Annotated in this window: 17 protein-coding genes; 9 read left to right on the forward strand and 8 right to left on the reverse strand. The window is 66.2% G+C overall.

The features are described 5' to 3' along the window. Positions 1-86 precede the first annotated feature (86 nt). From ACNQQL_RS16125 to ACNQQL_RS16140, 4 genes are all read left to right on the forward strand, one after another. Positions 87-1,379, forward strand: coding sequence for an MFS transporter (locus tag ACNQQL_RS16125; protein ID WP_204422202.1), 1,293 nt, complete (start codon positions 87-89; stop codon positions 1,377-1,379). A 50-nt stretch (positions 1,380-1,429) separates the two neighbouring features. After that, positions 1,430-2,377, forward strand: coding sequence for a YncE family protein (locus tag ACNQQL_RS16130; RefSeq protein WP_347064705.1), 948 nt, complete (start codon positions 1,430-1,432; stop codon positions 2,375-2,377). A gap of 1 nt (position 2,378) precedes the next feature. After that, the gene (locus ACNQQL_RS16135) at positions 2,379-3,353 is read left to right on the forward strand and encodes an amidohydrolase family protein (protein WP_347064706.1); all 975 of its coding nucleotides are present in this window, start codon (positions 2,379-2,381) and stop codon (positions 3,351-3,353) included. 147 nt (positions 3,354-3,500) lie between these two features. Next, a complete protein-coding gene (locus ACNQQL_RS16140) occupies positions 3,501-4,523 on the forward strand; it encodes a MerR family transcriptional regulator (RefSeq protein ID WP_347064707.1) in 1,023 nt (340 codons plus the stop codon). A gap of 46 nt (positions 4,524-4,569) precedes the next feature. On the opposite strand, the gene ACNQQL_RS16145 is transcribed toward ACNQQL_RS16140, so the two are convergent. Next, entirely contained in the window at positions 4,570-5,385 is an 816-nt protein-coding gene (locus ACNQQL_RS16145; RefSeq protein ID WP_347064708.1) for an alpha/beta hydrolase, read from the reverse strand. A 13-nt stretch (positions 5,386-5,398) separates the two neighbouring features. Continuing rightward, a complete protein-coding gene (locus tag ACNQQL_RS16150) occupies positions 5,399-6,691 on the reverse strand; it encodes an MASE1 domain-containing protein (RefSeq protein WP_347064709.1) in 1,293 nt (430 codons plus the stop codon). 354 nt (positions 6,692-7,045) lie between these two features. Here ACNQQL_RS16150 and ACNQQL_RS16155 point away from each other — a divergent pair, with 354 nt between their 5' ends. Together ACNQQL_RS16155 and ACNQQL_RS16160 are read left to right on the forward strand one after the other, a co-directional pair. Then, entirely contained in the window at positions 7,046-8,002 is a 957-nt protein-coding gene (locus ACNQQL_RS16155) for a hypothetical protein (RefSeq protein WP_347064710.1), read from the forward strand. Between the two features lie 43 nt (positions 8,003-8,045). Continuing rightward, positions 8,046-8,483: a GNAT family N-acetyltransferase gene (locus ACNQQL_RS16160; protein ID WP_347064728.1), complete on the forward strand. Its 438-nt coding sequence runs from the start codon at positions 8,046-8,048 to the stop codon at positions 8,481-8,483. 22 nt (positions 8,484-8,505) lie between these two features. On the opposite strand, the gene ACNQQL_RS16165 is transcribed toward ACNQQL_RS16160, so the two are convergent. The 3 genes from ACNQQL_RS16165 to ACNQQL_RS16175 form a co-directional block, all read right to left on the reverse strand. Next, complete coding sequence (locus ACNQQL_RS16165; RefSeq protein ID WP_347064711.1) at positions 8,506-9,363, reverse strand: peptidylprolyl isomerase; 858 nt, start codon at positions 9,361-9,363, stop codon at positions 8,506-8,508. Between the two features lie 311 nt (positions 9,364-9,674). Continuing rightward, positions 9,675-11,609, reverse strand: coding sequence for an SMP-30/gluconolactonase/LRE family protein (locus tag ACNQQL_RS16170; RefSeq protein WP_347064712.1), 1,935 nt, complete (start codon positions 11,607-11,609; stop codon positions 9,675-9,677). A gap of 539 nt (positions 11,610-12,148) precedes the next feature. Then, positions 12,149-13,453 (reverse strand): dicarboxylate/amino acid:cation symporter, encoded by a 1,305-nt coding sequence (locus ACNQQL_RS16175; RefSeq protein ID WP_347064713.1) that lies wholly within the window; start codon positions 13,451-13,453, stop codon positions 12,149-12,151. Between the two features lie 537 nt (positions 13,454-13,990). Between ACNQQL_RS16175 and ACNQQL_RS16180 the strand changes: the two genes are divergently transcribed. From ACNQQL_RS16180 to ACNQQL_RS16190, 3 genes are read left to right on the forward strand one after another with little or no spacing between them, the layout of a single operon-like run. Next, positions 13,991-15,136 (forward strand): glycosyltransferase, encoded by a 1,146-nt coding sequence (locus ACNQQL_RS16180; protein WP_347064714.1) that lies wholly within the window; start codon positions 13,991-13,993, stop codon positions 15,134-15,136. A 5-nt stretch (positions 15,137-15,141) separates the two neighbouring features. Then, a complete protein-coding gene (locus ACNQQL_RS16185; RefSeq protein ID WP_072438499.1) occupies positions 15,142-15,702 on the forward strand; it encodes a hypothetical protein in 561 nt (186 codons plus the stop codon). Positions 15,703-15,726: 24 nt separating this feature from the next. Beyond that, positions 15,727-16,455: a polysaccharide deacetylase family protein gene (locus ACNQQL_RS16190; protein ID WP_347064715.1), complete on the forward strand. Its 729-nt coding sequence runs from the start codon at positions 15,727-15,729 to the stop codon at positions 16,453-16,455. Positions 16,456-16,605: 150 nt separating this feature from the next. Here the strand turns inward: ACNQQL_RS16190 and ACNQQL_RS16195 are convergent, their stop codons facing one another. From ACNQQL_RS16195 to ACNQQL_RS16205, 3 genes are read right to left on the reverse strand one after another with little or no spacing between them, the layout of a single operon-like run. Next, positions 16,606-16,791 carry a DUF1289 domain-containing protein gene (locus ACNQQL_RS16195; RefSeq protein ID WP_175959801.1) on the reverse strand — a complete coding sequence of 62 codons (186 nt, stop codon included), beginning with the start codon at positions 16,789-16,791 and terminating at the stop codon, positions 16,606-16,608. Positions 16,792-16,793: 2 nt separating this feature from the next. Beyond that, positions 16,794-18,068 carry a CDF family Co(II)/Ni(II) efflux transporter DmeF gene (dmeF, locus tag ACNQQL_RS16200; protein WP_347064716.1) on the reverse strand — a complete coding sequence of 425 codons (1,275 nt, stop codon included), beginning with the start codon at positions 18,066-18,068 and terminating at the stop codon, positions 16,794-16,796. A gap of 11 nt (positions 18,069-18,079) precedes the next feature. Beyond that, positions 18,080-18,352: a metal/formaldehyde-sensitive transcriptional repressor gene (locus ACNQQL_RS16205; protein ID WP_072438025.1), complete on the reverse strand. Its 273-nt coding sequence runs from the start codon at positions 18,350-18,352 to the stop codon at positions 18,080-18,082. Positions 18,353-18,452: the final 100 nt, after the last annotated feature.

Raw genomic sequence — 18,452 nt, forward strand, 5'->3', positions numbered from 1 at the left:
GGCGGTTAACCCCGTGCGGATTCGTCACGGCGTGACAGCGGTCCATCGGAAGATCGCTGCAGCAGATCGACAATATTGGAGACATCATGAATTCGTTGACCCCGGCCACCCCGGCATACGAAGCCGGCGAAGCCATTCCGCGCCGCCGCTGGCTGCGCGTGATTCCGCCGCTGCTGCTCGCCTGCATCATTTCCTACATGGACCGCGTGAACATCGCGTTCGCGATGCCCGGCGGGATGAACGCCGAGCTCGGCATGGACGCGACGATGGCCGGCCTCGCCGGCGGCATCTTCTTCTTCGGCTACCTGTTCCTGCAGATTCCCGGCGGCCGGCGCGCGGCGCTCGGCAGCGGCAAGAAGTTCATCGCGTGGTCGCTCGTGAGCTGGGCCGTGCTGTCGGTGCTGACCGGGCTCGTCACGCACACCTGGCAGTTGCTGGCGCTGCGCTTCCTGCTCGGGGTGGCCGAGGGCGGCATGCTGCCCGTCGTGCTCACGATGGTCAGCCACTGGTTCCCCGACCGCGAACGCGGCCGCGCGAATGCGATGGTCATCATGTTCGTGCCGCTCGCCGGCATGATCACCGCGCCGCTGTCCGGCTTCATCCTCGCCGCGTACGACTGGCGTCACCTGTTCTACAGCGCGGGCGCACTGTCGCTGCTGTGCCTGGTCGCGTGGATGCTGCTCGCCGACGACGGCCCGGAGACCGCGCGCTGGGTGTCGCCGCGCGAGAAGGCGTACATCCTCGACGCGCTGCGCGACGAGCAGGAACGCAAGCGCGCGGCCGGCACGCCGGCCGCCGCATCGTTCGGCGAAATGCTGCGCAACCCGACGATCTGGCTGCTCATCGCGATCAACTTCTGCTATCAGGTCGGTATCTACGGCTATACGATGTGGTTGCCGACGCTGCTGAAGAACCTCACGCACGGCGGGATGGGAAAGGTCGGCCTGCTCGCGATGCTGCCGTATGTCGCGATGGTGATCGGGATGTTCGTCACGTCGTATTTGTCTGACCGAACCGGCAAACGACGCCTGTTCGTGCTGCTGCCGCTCGTCGGCTTCGCCGCGTGCCTCGCGCTGTCGGTGCTCACGCACGCGTCGATGGCCGTGTCGTTCGCGTTCCTGATCGGCTGCGGCTTCTTCCTGCAGGCAGCCGCCGGCGTGTTCTGGGCGATTCCGCCGAAGCTGTGCAGCGTCGAGACGGCCGGCAGCGCACGCGGCCTGATCAATGCACTTGGCAATCTCGGCGGGTTCTGCGGCCCGTATGCGGTCGGCGTGCTGACCCAGCACGTGAGCTCGGCGGCCGGTGTGTACAGCCTGGCGGTCACGCTCGCGGTGGCCGGCCTGCTCGCGCTGACGCTGCCGAAGCGCTGCGAGGACTGATACGGGATACCTGACACGCAGGCCCGCGAACGAAATTACGGAGACACACCTTGAACGACATCCTGCTGCTGGTGCAGAAATGCGCCCATACCTTCAGTTTCTACGACCTCGATACGAAAGCCGCGCTCAAGCACATCGTGCTGCCGAATTTCCCGCACGAGTTCACCGTTGACGTGAACGAGCGCTACGCGTATGTCGGCATCTTCGGGATCGAGACCGCGTGGTCGCGCGGCCATGAAGGCGACCACCGGATCGCCGAGATCGACCTGGTCGAGCGCTCGCACACGCGCATGCTCGACCTGTGGCCGTACTACCGGCCACACGGCATGGCGAGCGACCGCGACGGCCGGTTGTACGCGATGAGCGAGGCGCACGACATGCTGCTCGTGTTCGACGAGCCGACCCGGCAACCGGTGCCGAACATGGCCGTGCCGTCCGGCGGCGTGAAGACGCACCTCGTGACGCTCACACGCGACGCGAGCCGCGCGTACGGCGTGCACCTGCTGTCGAACACGGTCACGCAGTTTCATCCGCGCGACGCGACGGTCGCGCCGCGCGCGGTGATGCCCGGCCCGCGCCCCGAAGGCAATGCGCTGTCGGCCGACGAGCGCACGCTGTTCGTCGCGAATCGCGGCGACGACACGCTGGTCGAGATCGACACGGAAACGATGACCTGCGGCCGCCGCGTGAAGACGCGCAGCGATCCGAACCGCATCTACCGGACCAGCGCGCCGGACGGCCGCGACCTGCTGCTGCTGACCAACTCGGGCGAACGGTCGATCTCCGTGTTCGATGCACGCCAGCTCGAGGAAATCGAACGCATCGCGCTGCCCGCGAACCCGACCGCGCTGTCGTTCCATCCGTCGCGGCGCGTCGCCTACGTGTCGTTCCAGGACGACTACGTGCGCGAACTCGATCTCGAAACCTGGCGTTTCGTCGGTGCGGTGGCGACGCTGCGCGAGCCCGATGCGTCGTACGTGCTCGCGGCAGCGCGCTGACATGCGCGACGGATCGCCGCCAGAAGGATCACCGCCCGACGGCATGCCGGACGCGCTCGTCGATGCGCATCACCACCTGTGGCGGCTCGATGCGGGCGCGCACTATCCGTGGCTGCAGACGCACTACGATCCGGCACGCTTCATGTTCGGCGATTACGCGGCGCTGTGCCGCGATTTCGGCGTGGACGATTTCCGGCACGCGGCGCAGCGCGCGCCGATCGTCGCCAGCGTGCACGTCGAGGCCGAACGCGCACGCGACGAAGCGCTGGCGGAAACGCGCTGGCTGCACGAAGTCGCGGCGGCGCACGGGCTGCCGTCGGCAGTCGTCGCGTGGGTCGACCTGCTGGCCGGCGATGCGGACGAACGGCTCGCCGAACAAGCCGCGTGGCCGCGCGTGCGCGGCATACGCTTCAAGCCGCGCACCGCATCGTCGCCGGATACGCCCGTCGACGGGCCCGGCACGCTGCACGATCCGCGCTGGCCGACCGCGCTGGAACGCGTCGCCGCGCACGGCCTGTGCTGGGATCTGCGCGTGCCGTTCTGGCATCTCGGCGACGCGGCCGCGCTGCTCGCCGACGCACCCGCTGTCGACGTCGTACTCGAACACGCGGGGCTGCCGTGGGATCGCTCGGACGCAGGGCTCGCGCGCTGGCGCCGCGGCATGGAAGCGCTTGCGGCATCGCCGCGCGTGGTCGTGAAAATTTCCGAACTCGGCTTGCGCGACGCCGTGTGGAACGATGCGGACAACGCGCGGATCATCCGCGACACGATCGCGATCTTCGGCTGGGAACGCTGCCTGTTCGCCAGCAACTTCCCGGTGGCCGGCCTGCGCGTGTCCTATCCCGCGCTGCTGCGCACGTTCGCCCGCGCGATGGCGAACCTCGACGACGCGGCACGCCGCGCGATCTGGCATGACAACGCGGTGCGCGTTTACCGGATTGCGCTCGACGAGCCATTCCGGCCGGCTCGCGGATAACGCCGCTTTCCGCGCCTTTCCCCATCTCGTCGATCAGGCATCCGCCCAGTCGCGTATTCGCCCCGTCGCCCGTAATCGTGCTTGACCCGGCCCTTGGGGTCGCCTTTATGCTGTCCACAACGGATCGACAGCAGAGAGAGGTGACGGATGGGTACGTCCACGCCCCGTTTGAGCGCATCGGCGGCAGCCGCGCAGCTCGGCGTATCGGTCAAAGCGCTGCGGCTATACGAACAGCACGGCCTCGTGACACCGGAGCGAACGCCTGCCGGATACCGTGCCTACGGCCCGGACAACCTCGCACGCGCGGCCGACATCGCGGCGCTGCGAGCGCTCGGCCTCAGTCTGGCACAGGTGGCGAGCGTGCTCGATGGCGATGCACGCGGCCTGGACGGCGCGCTGGCCGCTCACGAAGCAGTGCTTGAGCACGGCATTCAGGATCTCGTGCGCAAGGTCGACAGCGTGCGCGCGATCCGTGCCGGCCTTGCGCGCGGCCGGATGCCGGCCGACGGCGAACTGGCGCGGCTGCTCGACGATACCGGCGCCGGCGTCGCGTTCAGCCTGCCGTGGCCGTGGGGCGGCGAGTGGTTCGAGTGTCGCGATATCCGGCCGTTGAACTACATCATCGGCTCGCTGGGAAGCGGCAAGACGCGGCTGGCGCTTCGGCTGGCCGACGCGCTGCCCGGCGCCGCGTTCGTCGGCCTCGATCGGCTGAAAAACGATGGCGCTGCCGCATGCGATGCGTTGCGCGTCGATCCGGAACTGAAGTCGCGCGTCGACCGCGCATCGGCCGCGCTTGCCCGCAACGGCGCGACGCCGTCGGCAGCGTTGACTGCGCTGCTCGTCAGTCTCGAAGCGGATGGCCCGCGCGCGCTGGTCGTGGACATGATCGAACAGGATCTCGACCGGCCCACGCAACAGGCGTTGATCGCCCATCTGCGCGAACGCGCAACCGCCGGGATGCGGCCGCTGTTCTTGCTGACGCGCTCGTCGGCGATCCTCGATCTGTCGGCGGTCGGGCCGAACGAATCGATCATCCTGTGCCCTGCCAATCACAGCCCGCCTTCGCGCGTGGCGCCTTACCCGGGCGCCCCCGGCTACGAAGCGGTTGCCACGTGCCTTGCGTCGCCCGAGATCCGCGAGCGGATCGCGCGTCGGCCGGAAGTGGCGTAAGCCGTCATCGGTTCCTGGTGCCGGCAACAGGCCGGCGCATCGACCGTCACGACTCCAGCCGCCCCATCCTGCGCGCCATCGCCGGACTCGCCGCGCACCCCGGATCGAACCCGAAGAATTCGAGCACGTGCCGCGCGACGTCGTCGCGATCGTTGTCCGCGCAGATCATGTGGTAGCTGTTCTCCAGCACGATACCGCGCGCGTCGGGCATCTTCTCCAGCAGGAAATCGGCCGATCGCAGGCTCGTCAGCTCGTCCTCGCGCGCATGCAGCACGAGCGTCGGGCATCGCGTATCGGCCGCGGCCTCGAGCGCCCAGTCGCGCATCCGGTCGACCTGCCGCACGCACGCGAGCGGCACCCACGCATAGTGGAAACCGTCCTGCCGCTCGAACTTCTTCTTCACGATCGCGCGGATCGTCGCGTTCTTGATGCCGAACGGCTCGCCCTCCTCGACGCGCATCCGCTCGGCCACACCCGGCACGCGATACAGCACATGCCGCAGCGACCGATACCACGGCGTCGACCATCCGTCGATGAACACCGGCGTGGCCAGCAACGCGAGCCGGCCGCGCGCATGCTGCACGCGGCGGCACAGCAGCAGCGCGACCAGCGCGCCCATGCACATGCCCACGACATGCAGCGTGTCGTACTCGCGTTCCAGCGCGCGATACTGCTCGGTCACCGCGTCGAGCCACGTCTCAGCGCGCACGCCGATCAGATCCTCGGGGCGCGTGCCGTGCCCCGGCAGCGTGATCATGTGCGTGTCGCCGCCCGCGCGCCGCATCGCCTTGTGCAGCGAACCGAGATCGTATTGCGTGCCGCCGAGCCCGTGGATCAGCAGGACGCCCGTGCGGCCTGTCATGACGCGCGTCCGCTCATTCGTCCGCCGGCCACACACGCTCGATCTGCCAGACGCCTGCGACTACTGTCACGTCGACGTTCGAATCGAGCAGCGGCGCGCCGTGATCGGTGATCGTCTGCGTGCCGCCGTCGCGCTGCACGACACGCAGCGACAGCGACGCGCGATCCTCGCCCGCAATCTCCGCATTCCAGTAGTCGCTCAGTGCAGCGCGGTCGCCCGGCTGCACGCGTTCGAGCACGAGCGGCACGCTCGCGATCTGCGCGTGTTCGACGCCGACGCCGAACACGCGCTCGACGTCGCCGCTCCACTCGATCCGCCCCGACTCCGGATCGAGCACATATGCAATCTGGCCGGCGCTCGCGAGCGCGAGCTCCATGTTGTTCTGCAGCACCGCCGCATGCTCGTGCACGCGTTCGCGCGTCGTCTTCAGCGTGCTCACCGTCAGCACCAGCAGCGACGCGACCGCCAGATAGAGCTGCGCCTCGAGCAGCGAACTACCGTAGTGCTCGTGGAACGATGCGAACGGGCCGTCGCCCTGCGCGGTCTGCTCGATCACGATCAATGCAAGTATCAGCACCGACGACGAACCCGCGCGGCCGCCGAGCAGCAGCGTCACCGCGACGGTCAGGAACAGCGGGACATACGTGAACGCGAAGCCGGCGCCCGTACCGAATTTCCGCGACGTGTCGCCGTCGAAGATCACGAGCGCGACGATCGCGAGCAGCACGAACGCGACGACGCCGAGCATCAGGTCGAAGCGCTCGTGATCGCCCGAACGGTGCGCGCGGAAGCGCGACCACGACGCGAGCACCGGCGTGACCAGCAGCACGCCGACGAAATCGGAAGCTGCCCATACGAACCACACGTCGAAGAACGACGCGTCCTTGAGCGTCGCGTACCACGCCGCGCCGCCGATCGCGCCGACGACGCCCGCGATCAGCCCGGCGAGGATCACCGAGCGCAGGAAATACAGCCCTTCGAGCGAGAAGCGCACGCGCTGAACGAGCCACACCGCGAGCGCGGCCGCGCCGACTTCGTCGACCGTGAACAGCACCGCGTTGACCAGGCTGCCGTGTTCGATGCCGGTCAGCGCGAGCTGCGCGACGAGGAACGCGCCGGCCAGCGTCAGCCATTCGCGCAACGGCCGCAACATGAACGCGCCGACCGTCACGCCGGCCGGCAGCCAGATATAGCCCGTCAGCCGGACGGGGCCGTTGAACTCGTGCGAGATGTAGCCGGTCGCGAGATACAGCACCGCCCAGAACAGCGCGGCGACGAGCCCCGGGCGGGAACGTTTGGTGTCCATCGAGGATTCCTGTGTGCTGCGCCGTGCGGGCGAGCGCGCCGGCCGCGTTGTCAACGGCAGGCGCACCGGCCACCGGCGCGTACGCGATGTGCGCATGATATGCGGCGGGAGCGGACGGGGGAATACCGGAGCCGGAAGCGCATCGATCGGCCGGCGGTACCCCCGCAAGTCGACGCTTGTGACCGGCAAAGTATCGGAAAAGTTCGTCGTTTGCCGGACGCTATCAGGACACGTCAGCGTGTCGTCTTGGCCGGACGGCCAAAATCGCGCGCAGCCGGTCGATCACGCCTAACATGAAAGGCATCCGAAAGTGTTCGTTTCAGGTATCGTCCACGTCTCCAGCCAACATTCCGTATGACCACACCCAATGGAAACCGTACCGGCACGGCCGATATCGGCCCCTTTGATGCAATGAGCAGATTTCGCGTCACGTACGACGGGCCCGCGCTCGAATCGTCCGAGATGGACGTGCGCGAACTTGCACCCGCATTGCTTGCAATCGGCGATTTGCTCGACGCGTCGACCCGCGCGCTGTGCGGCGATCAGGTTCGGCCGCAGGTGAACGTGCGCGGCAGCTTCAAGACCGGCAGCTTCGGCGTCGACTTCACGCTCGCGACATCGCTGCTCGGCCGCATGCGCGACATGCTGAGCGGCAACGAAGGCACGGCGCTCGCCAATGCGGTCACGATCCTGACCGCGCTCGGCATCGCCGCGCCCCGGGCAAGAAAGGGGCTCTTCGCCGTCCTCAAATGGCTGCGCGGGCGCGAGATCCAGCAAGTGCGGATGCAGGACCACACCGCGGTGCTGCACGTCGACGGCGACGAACTCGAGATCGACCTGCCCGTCCTCACCCTGCTGCGCGACGTCCGCGTTCGCAACGCAACCGCACAAGTCCTTGCGCCGCTCGCGCGTGAAGGCATCGTGATGTTCGCGGCCGGCACCGATACGGAAGTCATCGAGACGGTCACCCGCAACGAGATCGCGTGGTTTATCGCGCCCGAACAAGCCGATGCGCTCCTTCTCGACGAGCATCGAAAGATGGCGTTCTCGATCGTGTCGCTCGCGTTCAAGGACGACAACAAGTGGCGACTGTACGACGGCTCATCGACGATTCACGCGGCGATCACGGATACCCGCTTCCTGTCGCGCGTGAACAACAGCCAGATCAGCTTCAGCAAGGGGGACGTGCTCGTCTGCAATGTCCGAATGCAGCAGTGGCAAACCTCGGACGGCGCAAAAACCGAATACGAGGTCACGGATGTCCTCGAACATCGCCCGGCCGGCCTGCAGATTCAGTTGCCCGGCCTTTGATCCGCGTCGAAGGCCACGCTCCCAACGCAACCCGTCATTCATCATGAAACCGGCGATCGATCTACGTCCTGCCTCCTTGGCCGACCTCCCCTTCCTGCAGACCCTCCGCCGGCTCACGATGACGGAGCATCTGCAACGGGTCGGCGCGCCGACCGACGACGAAGCGCACGACCGGCGCATCCGCGCGCACTTCGAAGACGCGATGATCGTCTGCGAAGGCGCCGATGCAATCGGCTTGCTGAAGGTGACGCGCTCCGCCGGCGAATGGCACGTCCATCAGATCCAGATCCTCCCTGCCCGCCAGGGCCGGGGCATCGGCGAAGCCGTGCTGCGCGAACTGCTGACCGATGCGGCACGCGAGAACGTGTGCATATCGCTCAGCGTGCTGCACGGCAATCCGGCGCGGCGCCTCTACGAACGGCTCGGCTTCCGGCCCGCATCGGAAACGGAAACGAGTGCGAGCCTCGTCTGGCGCGCGTGACGCGTCACATATCGACGCCGCGCTATTGCGTGATCTTCGCGTCCTTCAGCAACTTGCCGATCATCTGCGCACTCGCCTTCTCGACCGCAATCGCCTGCAATTGCTGCTGAAGCACCGGCTTCGCCGTCTCGAAGCCCGGCACCTGCGTCGGCCGCTTCGCATCCAGCTTCACGATGGCCCGCACGCCATCGACCGGGATCGAATCCTTCGTCGCTGCGCCGACCGTCAGTTTCTCGAGCGCCTGTGCGATCGGCAGCGGCAATCCGCCCGTCTTGCCTTCCGCCGCCGGCGTATTGAAGCTCACCCACGGCAGCTCGCCGCCGGCATCGCGGCTCGGCGCCATGCTGTACTGGCGCGCCAGCCCGTCGAACGACTTGCCCGACTTCAGCTCGCTCAGCACGGTCGCGGCCGTCGCCGGATCCCTGACGACGATCAGCCGCGGCTTGTACTCGTTCTTGCCGAGCGCCGCGACGAGTGCGTCGTAGCGCGCCTTGACCTGCTCGTCGGTCACCGGCTCGGGCTTCACGTTGTCGCGCACGTACAGTTGCACCTCGGCATTCGTCTTCGCCTGCTGGATCGCCGCCTTGACCTCGGGCTTGTCCGCGTAGTTCGCTTTCTCCGCGGCCTGCTGAACCAGCACGCGCGTGATCAGTTGCTGCTTGATCGCGTCGCGGATCTGCGGCGAGTCGGGCTGCCCCGACGCGCGCAGCACCGCATCGACGTCCGCCTGCGTGATCGCCGTGCCGTTGACGGTCGCAACGGTTGCCGTCGCGCCGGACGGCAGCGACGCAGCCGCCGTCTGGGCGAGAGCAGGACCGCTCAGCACGCCCGCCAGCGCGGCAATCAGCAACAGGCGGTTCGGTGTCGTTTTCATCTTCATCGTTTGATCGCTTCGTGCTCAAGGAACGCGGCATGGGGCTGCCGCGCAGATTCGCCGACGCAGCAGCACATCGGCGCAACCGTTCATTCAGGTTCGACATCACGAGCACAGGCAGCCTCCGCCCGTGCCGCTGTCATTGTGCACGGAACCGCGTTTGCGCGTCGGGAGGTCGGGGGCGGCCGCACGAGGCGGCGAAGCGCGCGTTGCGCGCGCCGTTCATCGTAGACGTCGCATACGATCGTTGCTTCGCGGGCCCGGCCGCCAGTCGAAGCGGCGACCGGCACGCTTCACCGGCACCGGCCGCACCGCCGTCAAGGCGTCCATCGATACACGGTGATGCTGTTCCCCTTCACGTTGTTCTTCATCACCACATACTCGCCGTTCGACCGGCGGTACGCGCGAATGCTGTACATCGCATCGATCGCGCTGCTGGTATCGACGGTCGCGGGGCTCGTGTTGACCAGCGTGGTGTCGAGGTTGCCGGTGGTGAGGTTGAACGCGTCGACGTTCGGCCACAGCGGCCCGCTGCTGCTGAACCAGTAGCCGACGAACAGATGGTTGCCGGCCGCGTCGATCGATTTCGCGCCGCTGTGCGGCAGCGTGATCACCGGATCCGGCTTCGACGTGTTGCCCGCGCTCCAGCCGTGATACACCTCGATGCGCGTGCCGATCGACGTCCAGTCGTTGGTCCCGACCGCGCCCTGCGCGAGCACCATCGTGTCGCTGTCCGCGAGGTAGACGATGCGCGTCAGCGGCTGGATGCTGGCGGGAACGCGGGTCGCGACGCCCGCCCCCCACGACGGCTTGCCGCTCGCGTCGAAACCGGTCAGCGGGTAGTGATAGATCGCGCCGGTCTTGTCCTGGCCGGCCCACACGCCGCCCTTGCTGTCGAGGCTGAACCCGCTCGTGACGCGCTGCGTCGTGTTGAACGCGGGGCCCGGAATCGATCCGTCCGGAATCGCGACATAGCCGTTCGCCGCGTTGAAATGGAAGAAATAGAAGACCGGCGGATTCTGCCCCGCCGCGACGAGGATCCGGTTCGCGCCGACGGACGCGAGCAGCCCGAAATGCTCGTCGCGCTGCGTGTCGCTCATGTTGATGCGCGGATCCGACGGGTACGTGAACGGATCGACGGTGTTCGCGACGAACGTGCCGCCCGCGCTGCCGCTGTATACGTGCGTGCCGCCATAGAACAGCGCGCCGTCCGTGACCGGGTCCGGCGCGGCGATGCCTTCGAAGTTCAGCGACTGCAGCGTCCAGCGCAGGCTGCCGGCGCTGCTGTACGCATGAATGTCGGTGGCGCCGTTGCGGCCGAGATCCCAGCTTCCGCCCCACGGGTTGTTGAGCACATAGAGATTGCCGGCGCTGTCTTTGCCGATCCCGGCGATGCGCGTGAAGCGTTTCGCGCCGACCTGCCCCTTGATGCCCGTCGTCGTGTCGAGATAGCCGCCGCGCACGCCGAACGTGCCTGCCAGCGCGGGCCGGCCCGACACGGTATAGCGCTTGACGTTCATGTCAGGGCCTTCGTCGCCCACCATGAGCTGCCCGGCCGCCGCATCGAAATACAGCGCCGACGGCTGCGACCCGGCCGGCAGCCGGATCGTGTTCAGCAGCGCACCGGCCGGGCTGAAGCCGACGACCGAGCCCGCGCTTTTCTGCGCGACCCACACGTTGCCCGCGCCATCCACCGCGAGCGCGCCCGGCCCCGACACGTTGATGTCCCGCTGCCAGACGCCGTCGGTGGTGAACACGCGCACGCGATTGCCGTAGAAGTCGCTCGCATAGAGCAGCGAGCCGGCCGTCGCGAGCCCGGTGACGACGTCGATGCGCGGCTGGTTGGTCGCCGCGCTGATCTGGATCACTCGGTCGCGATACTTCGTGGCGCGGTTGTACCGCCCGACCGCGCCGCTGCCGTAGGTTTTGCCGGGCTGCAGCGCGACGAACAGCGACGTCGCGTTGCCCGTGATCGCGCTGCCCTGGAATTCCGAATGCGTGCCCATCGAGCCGACGCTCTTGCCGTTCTGGTAGATCGCGACACCGCCTTCATCTTCGTCCCACATCGACGCCGTGTAGATGACGCCTTCGGGCGCGACCCACATCGAACGCGCGACGTTGCCGACATGAGCCGCGAGCGTGCCGTATGTGTTCGCCAGCCAGTCGGTGGTGTTGCCTGCGTGAGCGGCCGGCGCGATCGCGGCGATTGCGCCGGCAAGAAGCGCAGCCTGAATACGTTTTCCAGCGACCATGACTGATGCTCTCCTGAATGGGGCAAACATTCACATGAGGGGGCGGCCGGCCGGATGACTTGAAATCCGCGATGCGTAAATTGTTCCGCTGAATCATCCGGCGCAGTCGGTATTACGTGCGGCATGCGTTCGATAATGAGCAGGGCGAGAATAGCGTTATATAAATCGAAAAAAATTGCGGACCGTCCGTGCCACGGCGCTTTTCGCCGAATCGGCTTCGATCGCATCGCCCGTGGCAACCGGGCACCCCGACAGCGGGCGCGGCGGTGCGACAGTGAATGTTCACTTGCGCGCTCGATCGGGAATGAGGGAAATCGGAGAAATCAGGCCGTTCGCCCGCGGGAATATCGCAGCTGGTTCAACGACGAAAGATTGAAACCGCGAATGCCGTTTCCGGCGAATCGGGAAAAATACCGCATGCAATGCGGAATCATTGCCCCAAAAACAAATCGCCGGCCTGAATCCGTTTCGAATCCAGGCCGGCGATTGTCATTGATCGCGGAGCAGGCAAAGCGCCGTCGTCGCCGCGTTGCCACGCATCATGCCGATGCCGACGTCTCCGGCACCTTCACCTGCATGACGCGCCCTCCGTCCGGATCGTCGTCGTCGCGCGGCGCGTCGAGCTGCCCTTCCCACTTCGCGACCACGGCAGCCGCGATCGAGTTGCCGACGGCGTTGGTGGCCGAACGCCCCATGTCGAGGAACATGTCGACGCCCATGATCAGCAGCAGCCCCGCTTCGGGCATGTTGAACTGGTTGAGCGTCGCCGCGATCACGACCAGCGATGCGCGCGGTACGCCCGCCATCCCCTTCGACGTCACCATCAGCATCAGCAGCATCGTGATCTGCGTGCCCAGCGGCAGATGGATGCCGTACACCTGTGCGATGAACAGCACGGCGAACGTGCAGTACATCATCGAGCCGTCGAGGTTGAACGAGTACCCGATCGGCAGCACGAAGCTCGAGATCCTGCGGTTCACGCCGAAGCGGTCGAGCGCATCCAGCAGCTTCGGATACGCGGCCTCGGAGCTCGCCGTCGCGAACGACAGCAGGAACGGCTCGCGGATCAGCCGGATCAGCGTGAACGCGCGCTTGCCGAGGAACGTCACGCCGGCGAGCGTCAGCACGCCCCACAGCAGCGCGAGCGCCAGATAGAAGCTGGCCATGAACTTCGCGAACGTGAGCAGGATGCCGAGCCCTTCGGTCGTGATCGTCGACGCCAGCGCCGCGAACACCGCGACGGGCGCGAACCACATCACCGCGCCCGTTACCTTCAGCATCACCTGCGCGAGATCGTCGATCACGCCGGTCAGGCGCTTGCCCGCTTCGCCGAGCGCGGACAGCGCGGTGCCGAAGAAGATCGAGAACACGACGATCTGCAGGATTTCGTTGTTCGCCATCGCCTCGGCGATCGACTTCGGCACCAGATGGACCACGAAATCCTTCAGCGTGAATGCACCCGTCTTCAGGTTGAGGCCCGCGTCGGACGCCGGCAACGGCAGGCTCAGGTGGCTGCCCGGCTGCAGGATCGTCGCGGTCAGCAGGCCGAGCAGCAACGACGTGAACGACGCGATGAAGAACCAGCCGAACGCCTTGACGCCCACACGGCCGACCGCGCCGCCGTCGCCCATCTGCGCGATGCCGACGGTCAGCGTCGCGAATACCAGCGGCGCGATGATCATCTTGATCAATCGCAGGAACACGTCGGACAGCAACGACACGTAGCCGGCGACTTCCTTGGCCATCTTCGGGTCGGGAAACGCGCTATGGCACGCGTAACCCACTGCGATACCAAGAATCATCGCGACGACGATGTACTTGGTAATGTTGTGCTTCTTCTTCATTAGCAATCCAAATTACAGAGCGTGTGCTTCTAACGGCTGGGAAATCATTCGCGTCCGGCTGTGAATCGGAACTCACGTCGCCATGCGTGCGACAGGCCCGCTTCCGGCGGTCGCCAGGGCGGACAGGGGGGGCATTCTAACGCAAATGGCGCGTCTGCTTTCAAATCTGAAAGAAAAGGCGGTTGATCTGCGTCCATGCGGCCGCCGGAAAGGCGGGTTTTGTCGCGATCCGGCCGAACGGCGCGAGCGGCCATCGAGCGCCGCGACCTCGACGGACAGGCCGCCCGTGTCGACCCGCGACGACACGGGAAGACGATCGCGACACATTCGCACAAAGATGCGCAGACCTCGACACTACCGGACGTAACCTCTATGTAATATTTCGAAATGATTCGCGTTGCCGTCACGCCCGAGCGGCAATGCGCAATCGCGAGTCGGGAATGCGCAGCCGCGTTCGAGCCATTGTTCCAGACAGGGCGGGTCGTTCGCTTGATAAGCAGTCCTCCCAATGAATGAACGGGAAAAATCGGCATCGTGATGAACATTCTGTACACCAACTTCCACGGCGACTATGGCGGCGGCCAAGATACCTACGTCCGCGATCTCGCCGCCGCGATGAGCCGGCATCACCGCGTGACCGTCGCGTCGCCGGAGGGAAGCCGCCTGTCGCGGCTGTTGAAGGACAGCCCCGACGTGGCCATCTTCGACATGGAATTCAAACCGCGCTGGAACCGGCTGTGCCAGGAGCTTGTCCGGCTGCGCCAGCGGATCGTCGCCGAGCGCTTCGACGTCGTTCACGTCAACGGATCAGCCGATCACCGGCAGGTGATGCTGGCGCTCCTCGGGTGCCGGCACCGGCCCGCGGTCGTGCTCACCAAGCACAACACGTATCGCGCCGACAGCTTCGGCAACCTGCTGCGTGCACGGCTTGCGACCGACCACACCATCGCGGTCAGCGACTATGTCGCGGGCATGCTCGCGCTCCGGTCGCCGTACGGGAACGTCACGGTCGTCAAGCACGGCGTGCGCAGGCAGGCCGCGGAACGACTGGCGGGCGACGAGATTCGCCGCCGCAAGGTCGCGCTGTTCGGGCCGTCCGGCGCGGACGCGATCGTGCTGGGCAGCAGCGCCGGCACCGCGCCGGAAAAAGGCTGGATGGATCTGATCGCGGCACTGGGCCGCCTGCCCGAGCACGAGCGCGAGCGGTTTCGCGTGCTGCTGGTCGGTGCGGAGCCGTCATGCGACCAGCGCGAGCAGATCGCGCGGCACGGCATGACGTCGCGCATCGCATTCACCGGACGGCTCGACGACGTATGCGCGCCGTTCTCGATCATCGACGTGTCGTTCGTGCTGTCGTACCACGAGAGCCTGTCGTACGCGTGCCGCGAAGCGATGTCGCTGGGCTGCCCCGCGATCGTGACGCGCGTGGGCGGGCTGCCCGAGAACGTCGAGCCGGGCGTGGACGGATGGGTCGTTCCGCCGCGCGAGCCCGAAGCGATCGGGGAGATCCTGCGCGCGATCGTGCGCGAGCCCGGCTGCGTCCGCGCGATGGGACGCAGCGCGCGGCTGAAAGGCAAGCGCGAGTTCTCGTTCGACACATTCGTCGACGCAACTTTGTCCGTCTATCAGAAATCGATTCGACACAACCCGTATCGCTGGGTGGCATCGTTGAGGTCCATGTAATGGCCATGAATATCTGGAAGAAGTATTGGGACCTCCGGACGCAGGAGTGCCCGTGCGACGTGCACTTCGTCGAGTGGCTGGAATCCGTTCGCCTCAACGGCATCCGCATCTATCACTTCGGCACCGGCGGCCACCACCATGTCGGCGTGGCATGCGCGCGGCCTCACCTCAACAACACGGTCTTCGGCGTGACGGCGTCGCCGAAGGAATACAAGTCGTATGTCGATCTCGTCACGCGGCAGCCGGAAGTCAGCAAGACCTACCTCGCGTATTTCGGCGACGTCTATACAAGCAACTCGGACCTGCTGCCGTCGTTCGACGTCGTCACGCTGTTCCACCTGTGCGAATTCCGCGACGAGACGAACAGCCGCTATGGCGCGAAGACCGACGCGGAAGTGCTCGACCTGTTTGCCCGCCATACCGCACGCGAAGGTCACCTGCTGTTCTACAAGGGCTCGTCGGCCTATCGGAAGGCCGAACCGATCATCGAGCAATGGGCGGCGAATGCCGATTTCGTCGAGGTCGGCGACTTCAAGACCCTGCGGATTTTCCGCAAGGACGCATAACCCTTGCCTTGTCACGATCCGCCGATGCTTCTATCCGCCACGCGCTATCCGATCCTGATGTATCACCAGATACGCCCGCTGCCGCCCGACCGGCTGCGCGGCCTGAGCGTCGCGCCCGACGCGTTCCGCCGCCAGATGACGCTGTTCAGGCGGCTCGGCTACCGCGGCCTGAGCGTGCGCGAACTGCAGCCGTATCTGCGCGGGGAGCGCAGCGGGAAGGTCTTCGGCATTTCGTTCGACGACGGCTTTCTCAACGTGCTCACGCACGCGATGCCCGTGCTGGACGAGCTCGGGTTCACCGCGACCTGCTATTTCGTCGCCGGCCGGTTCGGCGGCGAGAACGACTGGGATGCGGGCGCCGATACCGCACGCTCGCCGCTGATGACGTGCAAGGACATGCTCGCGTGGCACGATCACGGCCATGAAATCGGCTCGCACACGCTCGATCACGTCGCGCTGTCACACGTGCCGGCGCACGTGTCGGATCTTCAGGTAACCGAGTCGAAGCGGCGGCTCGAAGCGTTGAGCGGCCGGCGCGTCGAATCGTTCTGCTATCCGTACGGCGATCTGGACGCGCGCGTCCGCGATCAGGTCATCGCCGCCGGGTACGGCAATGCGACGACGACCCGGCGCGGGTGCGCCGACGCGTCCGACGATCCGTTTCTGCTGCCGCGGATTCCGGTAGCGGGCGGTGTCGGTGCGCTTCGGTTGCTGTTCAAGTGTGCGCGGTGGCGGGTGCGCAAGCGCGGGTAACGCCGGGAACAGCGCTTGTGACATGGCGAAATGGTAAAGCGTCGGCGCCGAATTCGATCCGGCCGATGCCGGCGCACGGATCGATGCCTTTGTCGAATCCAGGTTTTCCGGATCGCGGCCGCCGCCACCGCGATTGCCGCGCGTGCGCGATCAGTCCGATGTTTCCCGTGCCAGCTTTGCCTGCCGCCGGCCCCGGTCGTTCACGATCTGGTGACGCCGATGATCCGTCATCTTCTTCCACGCGCGCGCTTCGTCCCGCGTTCGCAGGCACGCCACGCAATAGCCCGTTCTGCCGTCGAACGAGCACACGTCGATGCAGGGCGATTTGACCGCCATGCTTATTGCCTCCGCGTCGCCGGCACGACTTCGACGGTGACATGCGACAGATCCTTGAACCGCTGGAGCACGCCGTGATAGAAGCGCGAATCCCGCTTCGGGTCGTCCGTCGCCACCGACACGACCGCGCTCATGTGCCCCGGCCCGAGACGCCAGACGTGCAGGTCGTTGATCGTGTCGCCGCCGCCTTCGATTGCGCTGCGCACGTTGTCCGCCAACCGACGGTCCGCACTCATGTCGAGCAGGATGCCGCCGGTGTCGCGCATCAATCCGTATGACCAGTTCGCGATCACGAGCGCACCGATGATGCCGGCCAGCGGGTCCATCCAGAGCCAGCCGAACGCGCGCGCAAGCAGCAGCCCGACGATCGTCAGCACGGAGACCGCCGCGTCGGCGATCACGTGGACGTAGGCCGACCGGATGTTGTGATCGCGCGCCGCCGCCGCGGACGCGCCATGGTCGTGCTCCTCGAATGCGAGTTCGTGCTCGCGCCCGTTCAACCGGACAATCGCCCTGAATTCATGCGGCTCGGGAATGTTCTCGACCGACTCCAGGCACGCACCGCGCACGCTCATCGCGAACGCCTGCCGCGTACCGTCCGGACGAATCGTCGTGATCGATGCAGCCGTGAAGTCGCCGAGCGTCGTGCCGGAGATCGCCGGTGCGATCCGGAACACAGGCGGCACGCCGTCTTCGAAGATCGACACGAAGAACGCGCCGCCTTGGTCGAAGACCTTGTGCGTCGCCTCATCGTGGTCATGGTCGTGATCGTCGTGCCCATGCCCGTGGCGATGTCCATGACCGTGCCCATGATGATCGCCGCTCAGCAGCCAGACGCTCGCGATGTTGACGAGCAGGCCGGCAACCGCAATCGGAATGGCCTCGTCGAAATGGATCGGAACGGGCGCGAGCAGACGCGCGACCGCTTCATAGCCGATCAGCAGCGCGATCATCGCGAGCACGATGGCGCTCGTGAAGCCGGCCAGGTCGCCGAGCTTGCCCGTGCCGAACACGAATCGCGGGTCGCTCGCATGCCGGCGCGCGTAGGTGTACGCGAGCGCGGCGATCAGCATCGCGCCCGCGTGCGTCGACATGTGCAGCCCGTCCGCGATGAGCGCCAGCGAGCCGAAAATCGACCCGCCGACGATCTCGACCACCATCATTGCCGCGCACAGCGCGATGACCATCCAGGTCCTGCGTTCGTTCTGTTCGTGTGCCACGCCGAGAAAAATGTGGTCGTGCCCTGCACCGAAGGCGTCGTTCCTGAAGTCGCTCATCCCTGCCCCGATTATTTGAAGTAGCTGTGAACGACTTCGATCAGCTGTTCGGTCGCGCTGCCCTCGTCCTCGTGCCCTTCGGCATCGACAAGATGGCTGCGGATGTGATCCTCGAGCACGACCGCGAGCAGGCCGTTCATCGCACCGCGGCCGCTCGTGATGAGCTGGAGGATTTCGTTGCAACCGCGCTCTTCCTCCAACGCGCGTTCGATCGCTTCGACCTGTCCCTTGATCCGGCGGACACGATTCAGCAGCTTCTGCTTTTCCTTGACGGTGTGGCTCATGGCAATCCTTTCATATACCGGGGGGGAGTATATCCGGAAAGGATTTTCCATATAGGGGGTAGGGGTATGCCGAACAAGACAACAACGCTGTCGCTTCGTC

The organism is Burkholderia sp. LFS061 (genome assembly GCF_047978125.1).
In the GTDB taxonomy this organism is placed as follows: Bacteria; Pseudomonadota; Gammaproteobacteria; order Burkholderiales; family Burkholderiaceae; genus Burkholderia; species Burkholderia pyrrocinia_C.